At 51.5% G+C, this 14,015-nt stretch carries 16 protein-coding genes; 5 read left to right on the plus strand and 11 right to left on the minus strand.

Annotation, left to right across the window (positions count from 1 at the left end; genetic code table 11):
- Positions 1–136: 136 nt before the first annotated feature.
- Positions 137–1,480 carry an OprD family porin gene (locus ACZRMS_RS11790; protein WP_463995479.1) on the plus strand — a complete coding sequence of 448 codons (1,344 nt, stop codon included), beginning with the start codon at positions 137–139 and terminating at the stop codon, positions 1,478–1,480.
- Between the two features lie 262 nt (positions 1,481–1,742).
- On the opposite strand, the gene ACZRMS_RS11795 is transcribed toward ACZRMS_RS11790, so the two are convergent.
- The 7 genes from ACZRMS_RS11795 to ACZRMS_RS11825 form a co-directional block, all read right to left on the minus strand.
- Complete coding sequence (locus ACZRMS_RS11795) at positions 1,743–2,282, minus strand: hypothetical protein (RefSeq protein WP_463995480.1); 540 nt, start codon at positions 2,280–2,282, stop codon at positions 1,743–1,745.
- A 185-nt stretch (positions 2,283–2,467) separates the two neighbouring features.
- Positions 2,468–2,686 (minus strand): hypothetical protein, encoded by a 219-nt coding sequence (locus tag ACZRMS_RS11800; protein ID WP_463995481.1) that lies wholly within the window; start codon positions 2,684–2,686, stop codon positions 2,468–2,470.
- Between the two features lie 703 nt (positions 2,687–3,389).
- The gene (locus tag ACZRMS_RS11805) at positions 3,390–3,809 is read right to left on the minus strand and encodes a hypothetical protein (RefSeq protein ID WP_463995482.1); all 420 of its coding nucleotides are present in this window, start codon (positions 3,807–3,809) and stop codon (positions 3,390–3,392) included.
- 67 nt (positions 3,810–3,876) lie between these two features.
- Positions 3,877–4,155 (minus strand): hypothetical protein, encoded by a 279-nt coding sequence (locus ACZRMS_RS11810; RefSeq protein ID WP_463995483.1) that lies wholly within the window; start codon positions 4,153–4,155, stop codon positions 3,877–3,879.
- Between the two features lie 164 nt (positions 4,156–4,319).
- Entirely contained in the window at positions 4,320–4,535 is a 216-nt protein-coding gene (locus ACZRMS_RS11815) for a hypothetical protein (protein ID WP_463995484.1), read from the minus strand.
- A 39-nt stretch (positions 4,536–4,574) separates the two neighbouring features.
- Complete coding sequence (locus ACZRMS_RS11820; RefSeq protein WP_463995485.1) at positions 4,575–4,991, minus strand: hypothetical protein; 417 nt, start codon at positions 4,989–4,991, stop codon at positions 4,575–4,577.
- A 65-nt stretch (positions 4,992–5,056) separates the two neighbouring features.
- On the minus strand, positions 5,057–5,320 hold the full coding sequence (locus ACZRMS_RS11825; RefSeq protein WP_463995486.1) for a hypothetical protein: 264 nt from the start codon (positions 5,318–5,320) through the stop codon (positions 5,057–5,059).
- A gap of 127 nt (positions 5,321–5,447) precedes the next feature.
- Between ACZRMS_RS11825 and ACZRMS_RS11830 the strand changes: the two genes are divergently transcribed.
- Positions 5,448–7,003, plus strand: a protein-coding gene (locus tag ACZRMS_RS11830; RefSeq protein ID WP_087149576.1) for an IS3 family transposase whose coding sequence is annotated in 2 segments (ribosomal slippage) — positions 5,448–5,910 and positions 5,910–7,003 — 1,557 coding nt in all. Because the reading frame shifts where the segments join, the coding sequence is not laid out codon by codon here.
- 1,151 nt (positions 7,004–8,154) lie between these two features.
- Here the strand turns inward: ACZRMS_RS11830 and ACZRMS_RS11835 are convergent.
- Positions 8,155–8,376 (minus strand): hypothetical protein, encoded by a 222-nt coding sequence (locus tag ACZRMS_RS11835; protein ID WP_326427921.1) that lies wholly within the window; start codon positions 8,374–8,376, stop codon positions 8,155–8,157.
- Positions 8,377–8,391: 15 nt separating this feature from the next.
- Between ACZRMS_RS11835 and ACZRMS_RS11840 the strand changes: the two genes are divergently transcribed.
- On the plus strand, positions 8,392–8,634 hold the full coding sequence (locus ACZRMS_RS11840) for a hypothetical protein (RefSeq protein ID WP_463995487.1): 243 nt from the start codon (positions 8,392–8,394) through the stop codon (positions 8,632–8,634).
- Positions 8,635–8,985: 351 nt separating this feature from the next.
- On the plus strand, positions 8,986–9,606 hold the full coding sequence (locus tag ACZRMS_RS11845; protein WP_463995488.1) for a DUF6904 family protein: 621 nt from the start codon (positions 8,986–8,988) through the stop codon (positions 9,604–9,606).
- A gap of 1,218 nt (positions 9,607–10,824) precedes the next feature.
- Here the strand turns inward: ACZRMS_RS11845 and ACZRMS_RS11850 are convergent.
- Positions 10,825–11,211: a hypothetical protein gene (locus tag ACZRMS_RS11850; protein WP_463995489.1), complete on the minus strand. Its 387-nt coding sequence runs from the start codon at positions 11,209–11,211 to the stop codon at positions 10,825–10,827.
- Positions 11,212–11,892: 681 nt separating this feature from the next.
- A complete protein-coding gene (locus tag ACZRMS_RS11855) occupies positions 11,893–12,297 on the minus strand; it encodes a hypothetical protein (RefSeq protein ID WP_463995490.1) in 405 nt (134 codons plus the stop codon).
- A 618-nt stretch (positions 12,298–12,915) separates the two neighbouring features.
- On the opposite strand from ACZRMS_RS11855, the gene ACZRMS_RS11860 reads away from it, so the two are divergent.
- The gene (locus ACZRMS_RS11860; RefSeq protein ID WP_463995491.1) at positions 12,916–13,491 is read left to right on the plus strand and encodes a hypothetical protein; all 576 of its coding nucleotides are present in this window, start codon (positions 12,916–12,918) and stop codon (positions 13,489–13,491) included.
- 56 nt (positions 13,492–13,547) lie between these two features.
- Here ACZRMS_RS11860 and ACZRMS_RS11865 read toward each other — a convergent pair whose 3' ends face one another.
- Complete coding sequence (locus ACZRMS_RS11865) at positions 13,548–13,871, minus strand: PapB/FocB family fimbrial expression transcriptional regulator (RefSeq protein WP_463995492.1); 324 nt, start codon at positions 13,869–13,871, stop codon at positions 13,548–13,550.
- Between the last annotated feature and the right edge of the window lie 144 nt (positions 13,872–14,015).

Genomic DNA, 14,015 nt, shown 5'->3' on the forward strand with positions numbered 1-14,015 from the left:
TTTAAATAAATTTATTTAAAACATTGATAAATCCATTGTGTAACATTTTTCATCCAATGTATGCTCCGTCCTGCATTCAGGCCTAGTGCCATGCACCAAAAGCTGTTCATAAAAAAAAAGCACTCAAGGAGCCGTAATGTCTAACAAAATCTCGCTGGCAACCGCCATCGGTCTCGCAAGCCTCTCCCTCGGTGCTCACGCTGACACTGCGCAGCACGGCTTCATCGAAGATAGTACTGCGACGCTTACTGCGCGTAACTTCTACATCAATAACGACAACCGCGACGGCGCGGCCAAGCCTTCTAAAGTTGAGGAGTGGGGCCAAGGCTTCATTCTTAACTTCGCTTCTGGTTTCACCCAAGGCACCGTAGGTTTTGGTGTTGATGCGATTGGCCTATACGGTATTCGACTCGACTCCAGCTCTGCCAAGCACGGCAACCTGAACGGCAAAGCTGCTGGTGGTTCGGTATTCCCAAGTGACGGCAATGAGGCAGTCGGTCAGTTCGCCAGCCTGGGCGTGACTGGCAAGATGAAAATCTCTGAAACAGTGCTGCGCATTGGTACTCTTCAACCGAATAACCCGGTTGTGAAAACCAATGACGGTCGACTGCTGCCTCAGACATTTCAGGGCGGGGAGATCAAGTCCAATGAGATCAAAGACCTGACCTTGACTGTCGGTAAGCTTGAGCACGCCAAGGGTCGTAACTCTACGAACAACGAAGGCTTGTCGATTGCCAACGCCAACGGTGGTTCGAACTACGATACCGGTAAATTCAGCAACAAGTTCTATTACGGTGGCGCTGACTACAAAATCAACAAAGACCTCACAGCGTCGTATTATTACGGGGAGCTGAAAGAGTTCTACTCGCAAAACTTCTTGGGCCTTGTGCACAACTGGGCTATTGGTCCTGGTGTGCTGAAAAGTGACCTGCGCTACTACCGCAGCCGCGACAATGGCGCCAACAGCCATGACCCTGCTTACTTCAGTCCTGGTTACTACGGTGGAAACACCACGAAGGGTAAAGTCGACAACGATCTTTACAGCTACCTGGCGCTCTACTCCGTGGCAGGTCACACCTTTGGCGGTGGCTACCAAGTCTCCAATGGCGATAGCGACTTCCCATGGTTGAACCAAGGTGACGGATCGTCAAACAGCACCATCACCGACTCGCAGATCCAGAAGTTTGCCCGTGCTGGCGAGCGTACTTGGCAAGTGCGATACGGTTATGACTTCGCGGCGCTGGGCCTGCCTGGCTTGACCGTGAATGCCGTCTACCTCAAGGGTAATGACATCGACACCACAAGCGGTGACAGATCCGAGTGGGAGCGCGATTTGAGCGTTGCCTATGTCTTGCAAGAAGGGACGCTTAAAGGCTTGGGTTTCACTTGGAAAAACGCCATGTGGCGCACGGACCTCCCAAACACTCGTAGCCAAGATGAGAACCGAGCCATCGTTTCCTACACCTATAAATTTATGTAATTAGGACTATGCTTAGCAGCATTGATTCTAATACACTGCAGACGTTATCAATCGTCCTTTGCGATTTCTAACTTCTAATTTTTGCTTTTAAACCCGGTGCTCACGCATCGGGTTTTTTTTCGCCCCGGCTTTGAACCACTGCACAGGCCCCAAGAACTCTGGGGTTAGAGGGCGCCTGGCAGAGACCCGCATCAGCGACCTCTCATAGGCCAACAGCTTTGCCCGCTCCGACGCAACGCGTCGCCACTTGGTGCGTTGATCGTTACTGGGTACAAAGCAGTGGCCAGCCGTGTGTGAGTCTCCAGATGCGCTCTACGTGTTTGGCGTGAGCGTAGTCGCTCTCAACATCAGGTGCAGTCGGCTCCTTGTGGCGTCTGGTCGCTTCCTTGCGGCTAATGGTTGCATAGGAATAGCGCCAACGAGCGACGTCGTTGAGGCTGGAACCTTTGATGTGCAATGCGCCCGTGCCTTTGCCATCGCCAAAGTGTTGCCCGAGACGTTCGCGTACACCCGTTGAACCCGCAATGCCATTGTAAACTAGGCTGAATCCGTCTTTTTTAAGACTGCAAATATTTGGCAGATCACTATGCAGTCTAGCCATGAGTGAGAGGTTGATTGACCCTTTCAACGATGAGGACGTGCAGGTTTGAAGCTCCTCGATGGAGTAGTCAGTGTAGATCCAGTAGTAGCCCATAACTTTTGTAGGCGGTGCCATTTCGAACTGAAGATTTTTTTTTCGGCTGATTCCAAGCAGGCGCGAAGAGCGCACTTCTTCTACGCGGGACAGTAAATCGCGTGGCACGGTGGTTTCTCTTGTTTGAGTAAGGAGGGAGTTGGTTACTCAGCTTTTATCATGCTGAATCTCAGGGCTCAAAATAAAGACGTTTCCTGATCAGAAACAAGAGGCGAACCTGGTACAGCTCATGCCCGATACATTTCGGGCTGAGGGTGGAATCTGCTATTCCAATTGCTCTGTACACACGCGAGCTACTCGCTCGCTATCAGCGGCTGGAGGGTGCGCTCCAATCCTTGGGCCATTTCTTCAGCTTCGGTCACAAAACACTTGAGGCTATATTGTGCGGCATTCGCGAATGACATGGAGCCGTCTTCCCAATGATCCTGCCCCAACGGGTCAGTGCCGGTACTGGCTCGAAAAGCCTTGAACCAAGCAAGTTGTTTGGAGGTGATGGTTGGAGTGTTGGTCATTGGGCGGCTCCTTCAACATTCAACGCTGTAGCCATCATCACCCTTTCGGGGACGGAGCCGGTTTCGCATGGCTTTGACCGTGCTGATTATTTGGCAGCATCGAGGGCAAGTGATTGAATCGGTGGGACTGGCTACGTCGTATGCTGCATCTGCATCTTCGTGGTATGCATCAAAGGCAATGCCGCACAACGAGAATTCCGCATTGATAGGACTTTCCGCACAGCGTCTGTTGGCCATCTTTTTTCCGAGTTAATAGATTTTTGAGTTTTAGCGGCATGCCAAGCTGATTGGGGCGAATCTCCTAAGTCGCACCGCTATCGAGGTAAACCTTGCTCGTGTCGAGCATCACAGTACCTGCATGATCTCTATTGGATCTGCTTAGCATCGCCTCGCAACTCGACTGAGCCCTACACTCACTTTTAAACGCGCTGTCTGAGACCGTAGCGAAGAGATCGCTGTCAATTCCAACCAAGGCCAGCCCGGATTGCTTACAAAGCTTCAGCGCTGCCTCAAGCTGTCGTATGGCGCTGACCTGACTTTTGTTCATTTCTTGAGCTTCCGTAACTAAAGGTTCTTGGTGTACCTGGTGCTAGTTCTCCTAGCAGCTCGGGAGTTGTACCAAATTGCCCGCTACCATCCCGACCAATTCAGGGTCAGTGAGCGGTACTCAATCCAGATGCCCAAGTGACTGTCCTTGAATAGCTCAGTTCTTTGCGGGAGGGTTACCAATGAGGTCAAAAATCCGCTCGTCGAGCGGCCCGGTTGGATTACGAACTTTAATGAGCCCTGCTGCAACACCCATGTTGTAAGCGTGGTCAGCTTGTTCATCCGTTTGATCGCATAGCGTGCTAAATCCATAGGGCAAGTCTTGGTCGGACGAGGAGTTGGACATTAGTGTTTTGGCATTGAAGCCACGTGGAAGACGGTTCTTTTTACCCAAGTCTCTAAGACGAAGCGTCCAAGCGTCCTTCCAGCTCAATCCAGATTGTCTTACGGCAAGCTGCTTGGTGAGTTCTTCGAAGAATTCAGTCTTCCCACGAGCTGTTGTTGGTGTACCAAAGTCACTGAAATGGTCCGTAATCTGCTCTTCCCTAACCCAGACTTCACTCTTATCGTCATTCATTATTAGGTTCTCTTAACTTTGATTTTCTGAAGGGCATGTTCAAATGCTGATTGGTCAATGACCTTTACTACGGCTCCTGGACAGCGCAATGAGACGCCGCGACCGCTGCGTCGCTGAAGATGCGCGCCAAGGAAGCCGCCGCTGAGTCTCGCTGCATCTCGTAATGTTTCTCGTATTTTTTCGGCGCATCACCTCGCTTGGCGCTCTCAGGCCAGTTCTTTAGCGTGAGTGCAAAGACCGCTTCTCGGTAGTTGTTGAGGTGCTCTAGATCGCTACCAGACAGAGTCAAGGTTAGCGGGGTGGTCAGACGTTCCAGGGCGGGCTGGGGGTTGGGTTTGTTATTCACGATTTCAATCCTGCGATGTGGTGGTAGACGCTGAGTCGACATCCGTTCTACGTAACCGGCCCCGGTTTCTTAGGCCGGGGCTTGGGTGCACCTGAAACAACTATCTTCGATCAATTATGCGAATTGTTCGTGTTCATATTGGTGCTGTGACGCGATCTTTTCCATTAAAACGGGATTACCTGCTCGGAACAGCAAATGTTATGGGCGAGGACAGCAGCGGTTGGTTTAGGTGGGTAAGCTCTTATTTGAATCAGGACTTCACCCGCCCAACCAACAAATACCGCCAGTTCCTCAGCTTCCTCGCGAGTCGGACGGTGGTACTCGACGCCGTATTCGCCCTCACGAGGGTCGACAAAATAATAGCTCTCTATGTGACCCATGCTGCTTCTCCTCTTTAGTCAGGCAGGCCGCAATCGCGATCACGGCAAAGTAGCGGAGAGGCTCTTGTCAAAGGTGACTCGAAGGTGGCCCGTGTCGCCTTGTGCAGTTGAGAACATGGCACTGCCTACGTTATCCGAACGTACCGAGTAACCGCCTGGTAGTAACATCAACTCCCAAACGAATGTGTACGAGTTGGCATCAGGACCAGCTACTTGGCGACCTACGAATTGCGACTGTTGGGGGATCGATTGCCCTTTGCTGACAGTGCAGGTCACTCTCGCTGGCGACACAGGCTTACCACTCGCGTACACGATCCCCTTGTTGAGGGTTTCAATGCTTGGGACTGGCAAGCAGTCAATCACCGCGCCGGTTGGCACATTTAGGCTTGGCACGCTTTCAGCCGCCTGGGCAGCACCTGCGATGATCGAAAGCGCTGCTGCATAAACTAATTTCATTGGTTGAATCCTTTAGCAGTATCGAGAACAGCATGCTGCTACTCGGCACATGTGCTCCCGTCTATTCACGCAGCCGCGTGTTCAGCTACGACGGAGCAGTGATCCAGTGAAACAGCACCCGAAACATCCTCCACCATGATGACCGGCTCGCAGCACATGACGAATGCCTTGCCGCAGGTTTTGGTCTGGATGGTCTCACCCGAGCCAAGGCGCTCTTCGTAGGTCACGTTTACACCTTCCTGGTGCTCGGAGTTCCAGTCGTAGCACTGAACCTTGGCGGCTACTTCACGTTGGCGAAGGGTCATGTTTTTGGGTTTCGGTAGCGGCATGTATCAGTCCTTATATTTGGTAGACGCCAAAAAGGCATCTTTCTACGGCCTCCCCCCGGTGTCAGGATAGTTGTCGCCTCTCCGATTTTTCCTAAAAAAGCATATCGGGGGCGGAAAGAGACTGGTCGTGCCGTACTATTCACCTGAACGCAGAGCCGCATTACTTAAAATGCTGCTTCCCCCGCTGAACCTGTCGATGGCCGAGGTTTCCCGGCGCGAAGGGGTCAGCGAAATGTCTTTGTCCAACTGGCGCAAGCAGCTCAGTTCTGAAGGAAATGCAGTGTCCGAAAACAAGCCGTTGACCGAGAACTGGTCAGCCGAAACCAAGTTTGCTGTCGTGCTTGAAGCCGCCGGTTTGTCCGAGATCGACCTCGGCGAGTATTGCCGCCGCAAAGGTCTTTACCCCGAACAAATCACGGCTTGGCGACAAGCTTTTATCACCGGCCAGAAATCGACAAAGGCTCAGCAAAAAGAAGATCGCGAGCAATCTCGCAAGGACAAGAAACGCATCCAGGAACTTGAGCGCGAACTGCGCCGCAAAGACAAGGCGCTCGCTGAAACAGCCGCGTTGTTGGTGCTGCGAAAAAAGCTCAACGACTACTGGGGGACGAACGACAACGAGGACAACTAACATCTTTGCCAGAGCGCCAGTTAATCGTTGCCTGGCTGGGTAGCGCGGTGGCGGCAGGAGCCAGAAAAATCAGGGCGTGCCAGGAAATCGGTCTATCGCTGCGGACTTTGCAACGTTGGACTGAAACAGAGGTTATCCAGGCCGATGCCCGAACGATTGTCACACGGCCAACACCGCGAAATGCACTGAGCGAAGTCGAGCGTCAGACCATTGTGACGCTGTGTAACAGCCCGGAGTACGCCCACTTGCCGCCGAGCCAGATCGTGCCGCGGCTGGCCGATCAAGGGCGTTATGTGGCGTCGGAGGCGACGTTTTATCGCGTTCTACGTGCGGCAGGCCAACAACAACATCGAGGCCGCAGCCAGCGGCCCAGAAGGCACGCAGCACCGACAACGCATGCGGCCAAAGCGCCCAATCAGGTGTGGTCGTGGGACATCACGTATCTGCCCTCGCCGATACGCGGAAAGTATTACTACCTCTATCTGATCGAGGATATTTACAGCCGCAAGGCCGTGGGCTGGGAGGTCTACGACGCGGAAAGCGGTGAAAAAGCCGCCGCGCTGCTGCAACGCAGCGTGATCGGTGAGCAGTGTTTACACGAACCGCTGGTGCTGCACTCGGACAACGGAGCGCCGATGAAATCGGTGACGCTGCTGAGCAAGATGTACGACCTGGGCATCACGCCTTCGCGGGGCCGACCGCGTGTGAGCAACGACAATCCCTACTCGGAGTCGCTGTTTAGAACGCTGAAATACTGCCCGCAATGGCCGCTGGATGGTTTTGCCAGTCTGGATGCTGCTCGGGCTTGGGTGAGGAATTTTATGCGGTGGTACAACAACGAGCACCGACATAGCCGCATCCGGTTCGTCACACCGGCTGAGCGGCATCGAGGGCTGGACCATCAGGTCTTGGCCCGGCGACATGAGTTGTACGAACGAGCCAAGGAAAACAAACCGGAGCGGTGGTCAGGCCGGACGCGTAACTGGGAACCGATCGGCACCGTGTTGTTGAACCCGGATCGAGAGCAACAGAACGAGAAAATGGCGGCATAGTTAGACGGTTGACGCGACAACTACCTTGAAAAATGCCGCCTCTGCCCCGGACTCTGGCCGGGGCTTTGGTGCAGATGAGCGACATTTTCTACTGGTCTACTGGTCTTCGATCTGCACGAAAAGTACGAATTCGTCCATCAGTGCGTAATTCCAGAAGGTCACGGACGGCGGCATCTTGCTCGGCAGACTTGGCGGATTTACTAAACTCTCGTAAGTGACATCACGATTACATCCTTGGGGCTTGAAGAGGAAGCACCAAGAGAGCTTGCGATGCGCTTTCTAACCTCGTCATACCAACCCGCTTCTTGGGATTCACGGGACGTCTCTATTACGCCACTTCCGAATTTGAAGATCCCATCAGCCTTACGTCCGTTCCAATAAATTTCTGCGTAAAAGTGGTACGTACTCATTTATGGATTTCCATGATTATTCGGCTTCGTAGAACGAGCCGTTGTTTTTGATTTCGTACAGGTAAAACAGGTCAGTCACGCCTTATAGCCCAATCATCAAGGCTGTGATGAACAATCATGTTTGCCCCATATTTCATTGCGAGGCTTTTGCGTTCCTGATACGAATTTCCTATCGCGCAACGCAAACGGCATGCCCTGGTTGATCACCCGCATTGCGATCTCGGCCTTGCCAGATATTTACGGCTTGAGTGCAAGCCACTTCTGAATTAAAGCCAGGCACATACGTGGCGGACTGATTCGTCGGGGTGAGGATCAACACCCAATCTTTACTGCGGTCTGAGCTGAGTCCTTTGCATGCGACGGGGAGGTCAACGCCCATTTGCCTAAGTTTGTCCTCTGCTTCTGTGCTCAACGATCCGCTCAGATAGATAGGGCAAGCTTGTGTTAGATCAAAGGTAGGGGTCGGAGCCTGTTTACCGACCGCTCCAACAGAGGTAGAAATCAGCAAGGTCGTAATGGCGGCTACTTTAAGAATGTTCAATTTCATCTCCTAATCCCGAGCGCAAAAACCACGCCTCTTCTACTGCCCAAGCCCAGCAATAGCTAGGCTTGGGCACTTCCGTATTTCGTTGGCCATCAAGATGACTTGTTGTCTTCGCCGCCGCGAAAATGGATGAACTTCTATGCGTCAGATCTTGCTGGATCGCGGGCTAAGTCGTCGCACGTGACAGCGGTATTAAGCTACGCGGCTGTTCTCGGGTGCCGATACGGAGATTCTTGCGTGGGCAGGTCCAGGGCTTTAGCAACCAGACGACGTCTTACTGCTTGGGCGAGCTTCTTGGCTTCCTTATCGCTATCGAAGGGAACGACATAAACCTCGCACTGCATATAGTCTGGATCGGACACCGGCCCCCCCATAGACCAAGAGCCATTCGGGAATCGCACCACCGTGATGAGCTTCATGGACAATTTTCCTTATTGGTCGTCGTCGACATCTTCAAGCTGGCCGAAGAGAGGTATTTCGTTCAAGTGCGTTTGATCGGGCCGCACGTGTTCAAGCTCTCGCAGGATATTTTGGGCCAGTGCAAGGGCTTGATCCTTTGGGATAACCAACCGAACGAGATCCGGGTAATGGGACTTTCCGTCCACGATTTCCTGACCCTTGCCGATTGTGAACTCCTGATCTTTGCAGCGCATGATGCTTCCCCATTGCATAAGTGACTGTTAGCAGTCGACTCTTCGAATTGTCTCTCGACAGGTCCCGGAATTCCGGGGCTAAGTGACAAGTGACGTGCGTGAATCGTGCGAGAATTAAGTTGCGGATAGCCCTCTATCGAGCGCAACGTTAAGGCTACTTAGCCTTTAGTGTCTAACCAGCCCCCATCCACAGTGGTTCGCTTCAATGAAAATAGTGTATACCCCTACAGGTATGCATTCAAGCAACAGAGCCACTTTAAATGAACGACGGTAGTATTAGAGAATTAAAACTGTCGCAGGCGATTATAGGCAGTCGCCCCGGATGTCCCAGTGCGTCTATTATGTAGCATTGCCATTCATGACAGGGTGATCTCTATGCAGTGCGCCACACGAAAAAGTAACGCCGGGCTTGTGCTCTGGGGGGATATTTACGAACTCAAAGCGCTCTGGACTTTCATCCACCGCGTCATTGAAGAAAGTGCCCTGCTGAAAATAGAAGACCCACTACTATTAGGGCTAGCCGAAGAGGTGCGTCACGCCAGCGATGGCATGAGGCACAAAGGTACGAAGAATTGGTTCGGGGACGACCCGACCCCGATTTATGGGTTTGACTGTATTTGGCCAAACACGCTGATCCAGATGGGCTTATTGAGAGCAGGTTTGGCCTTCATGCCTACCGTGACGAGAAATGACCAAGCGATTATGTACCAGTTGGAGCATGCCTTGTTGGATGGCCTTGAGGCCCTGCTGCCTGGGGCGAGCGAAAATTTATACAAAACTGCGCTCATGGTTGCCCAAGAAGGTGGAGAAAGCACCAACGAAAAAATCCATAGCAGGACAAGTTACTTTCTGACGCTGACACCAGCCAAAAGGAAAAGCGAATTGGGCGCAATTTTGGATACGCTTCTCACAAACGCTGCATTCGACAACCCTCTCAAATCGATGGTTTTTGATTCGCTCGAAAGCTTGTCTGAATATCCCTCTTACAAATGGTGAGTTGTTTTCGCAGCGCATGAGCGTTGGGTGCGTGGGCCTTGGACGGAACTGAAGAGCGATGTAGGTCGCGACAGTTTTAATTCTCTAGAACATAGAACGCCAGCGGCGGCTTGAAGTGTTGCGACAGATTTGGATTTCCTCTCAGCGCGGCTGCTGCCCCAGCACCCTTGGCCTATATCAACAGTTTTAATTTTCTAAATAAAACCTGTAGATTCACAGAATAGTTGGGAATTTTCACAAATAAATGGTTCTACTAACTGCCACGGTTAGTTATCCAAGCATTAAAAATGCCCGCTTAAGTACCGAAATCAGAAGGTTACTGAGATTGGTTAAAGCTGAGGGGTTGATTCGGAGGTAGCTAATATTTGTGGGGTATATCACAACGACATAAACGAGACGAGGCTAAATCGTATTAGCTATAAAATAAATAAAAGGAGAGACTATGAAAAGCGGGATGTGTGAAATGTAACAACGCGACCAAAACCAAGGGGCTTTGATCGCGCCGATTTAAAACTGAATTGCTGGCGTGAGAACCTCAATTTCAGGTTTTTTTTACCGCTTGTCAATCCCCTCCCGTATTTTCGACTTAATCGAGGGCTCTCGTCGTGAAAGTGTTGCCGATCGATTGTGGCCTCGATGATCGCGCGGCACCTGTCCTGTCAAGTGCCGCGACGATGCACGTCTATGGAGGTGTGCGATAGCTGTTCGTAAGGTTGTTACTCGTAGTTTGTAACTCAATCAGATGGCATCACGCTGCGCTGCCATTTCCAGATCAGTATTTACAGGTGAGGGGGGGCCAGTGGATCAGGGGTTTTCCATTCAAGCCCGCTGCCGACAATTCTTGCAGCCGCTGACTTCGCGCCACGAACTGTTTGGTATCGCCTGGGCAGTTCCAGATATACCGAGCTACCTCGACGATCAAGGTTACATTCAAGCGAGAAGGGCATGTCGAGGCGATGCGAGACCTCGATACGCAACTCATCAAAACCATTCTTGGCAATGAATAATATTGTACTCATAGCTTGGCCTATGACTGGTGGCGAGCACCAAAACAAGCAGGAGGGGTATTTGCTGGCCTTCAATGCTCGATGGCGTGTAAGAGACGGAGAGGCCGTCATCGAGCATGGATCTAAAGGTGCTGTGTCTACAGAAACAGACTGCATTGATTGGCTTGCCGATTAGACAGCAATTCATCGCGCCGCCCGCAATCCGCACAGATCAAAATTCAGCGCTGCGCTTGTGAGGTTCGATAAAACCGCAGGACATCAAATAGCCCATCCAAACAGCAGCGCCGCACGGCAACGCATGGCCAAGACCTATAACCGAGAAAACAACTGCGCGGAGGATGCTCGACTCAGGCAGTTGATACGCACCGCCTATGAAGGTGGCATCAAACGCTACCAAGAGAAAACCGAGCCCGCTGAATACCAATGCGCAGAATACAAGACCTACAAGCCAAACAGCGATGATGAAAACGCTTGATGCTTTAGCCGGATGGTTGGATGCATGCAAAGCTCCTTCCTGTTGCTCCGAGTTAAATCCATCAAATTGCTGCTCCGCTAACGAATCTTTTTCGCTAAGAGTCAAACCTTGTGGAACCTGCATGTTAAATCCTTTTTTTGAGGTGATGGCTGTGGGCGCGAACACCGCTCCCTGGTATTGCAAAGCCCCGAAAGAGACGGGGTTGTGAGAGGGCTCTGTTTGACCTGTTGCTTAAGAGGTCTTGAATATACCCTAAATGGTATAAATGAAAATTAATAAATACCTTAAAAGGAATATTTTTATTTGTGGGCCAATCTTCGTCTGAGGCCAAATGCGACCTGAGATTTTCAAAGGTCCTTTGCATTCAAGTTTTGCGATTGAAGTCCAGCAATCAGATGTCATGACCTGGCTCCCTGAGGCACCTGATTTCGCAAGGAGCTGGTGGGAGGGTCAAACTTGAAAGATCAACGTCTGTGCCTGCGCTGGGCCCGTCAAAATCGATTGAAATAAACGTTCCAAAACCAGTAGAAGCGTCGTAGTGAGTAAGCACCCACTCATCGCACTCCTCGCTCAAGAGGTGGCTCATTAAGTCGTCAGACGGATAGGGCGGCAAAGTGACCCTGAATTCACAGATGTCATTACCAAGGCCGGGGTCGAGGTGTCCGGGTACGCTTGGCTCACAAGGTTCAATTTTGGTGATGATTGAAATCTTCACTCGGGTTCTCATGGCGGTAATGATTGGTTTGAGCATCAGGTGAAAGTAGCGTCACAGACCCTTCAAACCAGTAGCTGACCAGTGGATTGTCAGGCCTGCGTGAAAGGCATGTCTGCCGGTGCTGCATGGATTACATCTGCTGCTATTTTTCGATCTGACTTTGTGAAGCTCCCCACGGGCGATAGCACCACGGACTCCAATGCTTCAACTGATTGCTCGCGCATGTACTTTTTATAAAGTTTGCGATTGAGGCGAACTTCCCAGTTGATCCAGAGTGCGAGGAAGGTGAAAGCGCAAAATGCGTATGGAGTCAGCAGTGCAGGATCACCAATAAGTCCCACAAGCATCCAAAAGCCCGCGATAAAGCAAGTGACAAGCACGTACGCAATTGCGAGAACAAAGGGGGTTAGAAAGAGACATGCACAGAACCGCGCCAGCCGCGCCCTGATGGTCTTGGGCAGCGTTTTCTTGAATTGTTTGGACGAATAGATCATTGGTCACCATGGCAGCAGTTAAAGAGCATTTCGCGCTGCGCTCCTGGTGAGCACAAAAGCTTCCTGATCATCATGAATGAGGGTGATCAGCTGATGCTGCAGAAAGCGCGATTCTACAATGTTTCATAATATTCTATGGTGCATATTTTTAACGTGCAACCTGAAGCGCTCAAAGGTAATGGCCAAGGGCAAGAGAAAGGGTCGTGGGTTTGAAGTGGGAAGGGGCAGGGCGAAGAAAGTAGAGCGGCCCAGCCCAGCTTGCTCGCAAGCCCCAAAGCCATGGCTTTGATCTAAAAACCGGACAAGGATAAGGTTTAGAAGGCCGGTGATTATCTGAAGTAGTGGCCCCTTGTTGGACGGTTTGAATGGCTCAAGTTGCGTGATATTACGTATCATTATACGGTGCAAGTAGCTTGGCGGGATCTGCCGCCCCCCACGGGTTACTGCTCAGGAATTAATTGCGAGGGTTGAAAAATTAATGATGTGCGACGACCTGGTTCGACAATACGCTGCCACATTGCACTGCTGTGAGACATGGGTGCTTAGGGTCATAGATGCCAACGCTTTGATGCTGCAGGCCATGCCTTGAACCTGGGGCAGACCGGCTATGAGAACAAGATGAACATTACTGAGTACTACCATGCCCTGGTTCAACATGATTGGTATTCGAGTTGGTCTTCTGATCTGGAGGTGTACTGGGCAGGCGAAGTTAGCTACGAGTCACTGCGTCAGGTTGCGTTGAGCAATGGGCCTCCGTTCGCGTGGCTGATGGCCGAATACAAAAAGCGATATTTCAGTGGAAAGGCATGGGGCTGTGAATCACTTCCCATGCTTACAGCTCCCGAAAGGCCAGCGGTGAGTGCGATGATTGATCTTCGAGCGGATTACGAGTGTCTTGCGTTTGCGCCAGCAGATGGGACCACTGAAGAATCACTTTTGGAAAGGGCCTACAACATGGGCGCGCTTGCATATCCCGGATCAGACGTTCCATGCCTGATTCATGGCGTAGCCCCTTTGAGGGATGCTTGGGCGAAAGGTCAGCATGAGGCCGTCGAGTTGTTTAAGTCTCTCAAGCCAGCAGGGGTGATGGTTAGACTTCTAGCTGCTCAGAAATTGGCTTGTAAGCGAGGTAGATCTGAGGCCGCAATCCAAGTTGATTGCGATTATGAAACCCCGTTTCCTGTGGACTCATAGCACTAAGAGGTAGGCCCTGCAGACCTCAGCTCACTGAGCAGGCTTGGAATGGACGTTTACTTTGGTTCTGGGGCTGGCGCTGACACCACTTGCTGCACGGCCCAAGCTGCGTAATCCGTATCTGGCGATTGCTTTGCGTAATAAATACTCAGCTCAAAAGCGCGGTTGCTTTCGGCTTGAATGACCTTCAATCGCTTGTAGAACTGACCGGCATTGAGGCCGTTATTTTTCCATGCATCAGTGGCGGTTGTGCCTTTGACAAAGTAATCACGCAGAGCGTTGGTAATCTTCTCGCCACGAATGCTGGTGCCTTCCATAAGCAAATCGAAGTGCCTCTGGGCAACCGTGCCTGGCGTGAGTCCAACTGCATCTTCTACCATGAGAACACCCATCAATTAAAAAGTTAGAGTTTACCTGACGTGGTGAACTCTGGCACGGAAGTGGGTTGAGTGCTGACGTACGAAATCATGATGCATCCGCACATGCTGAAATCACTTTGTACATGGACCCACAATCGCTGTGGT

This window comes from Pseudomonas sp. B424, assembly GCF_055408345.1.

Excerpts from the sequence above, each read along its gene's own strand:
- ACZRMS_RS11855 (WP_463995490.1), bottom strand. The coding sequence starts at position 12,297 with ATGATCTATTCGTCCAAACAATTCAAGAAAACGCTGCCCAAGACCATC.
- ACZRMS_RS11790 (WP_463995479.1), top strand. The coding sequence starts at position 137 with ATGTCTAACAAAATCTCGCTGGCAACCGCCATCGGTCTCGCAAGCCTC.
- ACZRMS_RS11805 (WP_463995482.1), bottom strand. The coding sequence starts at position 3,809 with ATGAATGACGATAAGAGTGAAGTCTGGGTTAGGGAAGAGCAGATTACG.
- ACZRMS_RS11850 (WP_463995489.1), bottom strand. The coding sequence starts at position 11,211 with ATGCAGGTTCCACAAGGTTTGACTCTTAGCGAAAAAGATTCGTTAGCG.
- ACZRMS_RS11835 (WP_326427921.1), bottom strand. The coding sequence starts at position 8,376 with ATGAAGCTCATCACGGTGGTGCGATTCCCGAATGGCTCTTGGTCTATG.
- ACZRMS_RS11865 (WP_463995492.1), bottom strand. The coding sequence starts at position 13,871 with ATGGTAGAAGATGCAGTTGGACTCACGCCAGGCACGGTTGCCCAGAGG.
- ACZRMS_RS11800 (WP_463995481.1), bottom strand. The coding sequence starts at position 2,686 with ATGACCAACACTCCAACCATCACCTCCAAACAACTTGCTTGGTTCAAG.
- ACZRMS_RS11825 (WP_463995486.1), bottom strand. The coding sequence starts at position 5,320 with ATGCCGCTACCGAAACCCAAAAACATGACCCTTCGCCAACGTGAAGTA.
- ACZRMS_RS11820 (WP_463995485.1), bottom strand. The coding sequence starts at position 4,991 with ATGAAATTAGTTTATGCAGCAGCGCTTTCGATCATCGCAGGTGCTGCC.
- ACZRMS_RS11860 (WP_463995491.1), top strand. The coding sequence starts at position 12,916 with ATGAACATTACTGAGTACTACCATGCCCTGGTTCAACATGATTGGTAT.
- ACZRMS_RS11845 (WP_463995488.1), top strand. The coding sequence starts at position 8,986 with ATGCAGTGCGCCACACGAAAAAGTAACGCCGGGCTTGTGCTCTGGGGG.
- ACZRMS_RS11815 (WP_463995484.1), bottom strand. The coding sequence starts at position 4,535 with ATGGGTCACATAGAGAGCTATTATTTTGTCGACCCTCGTGAGGGCGAA.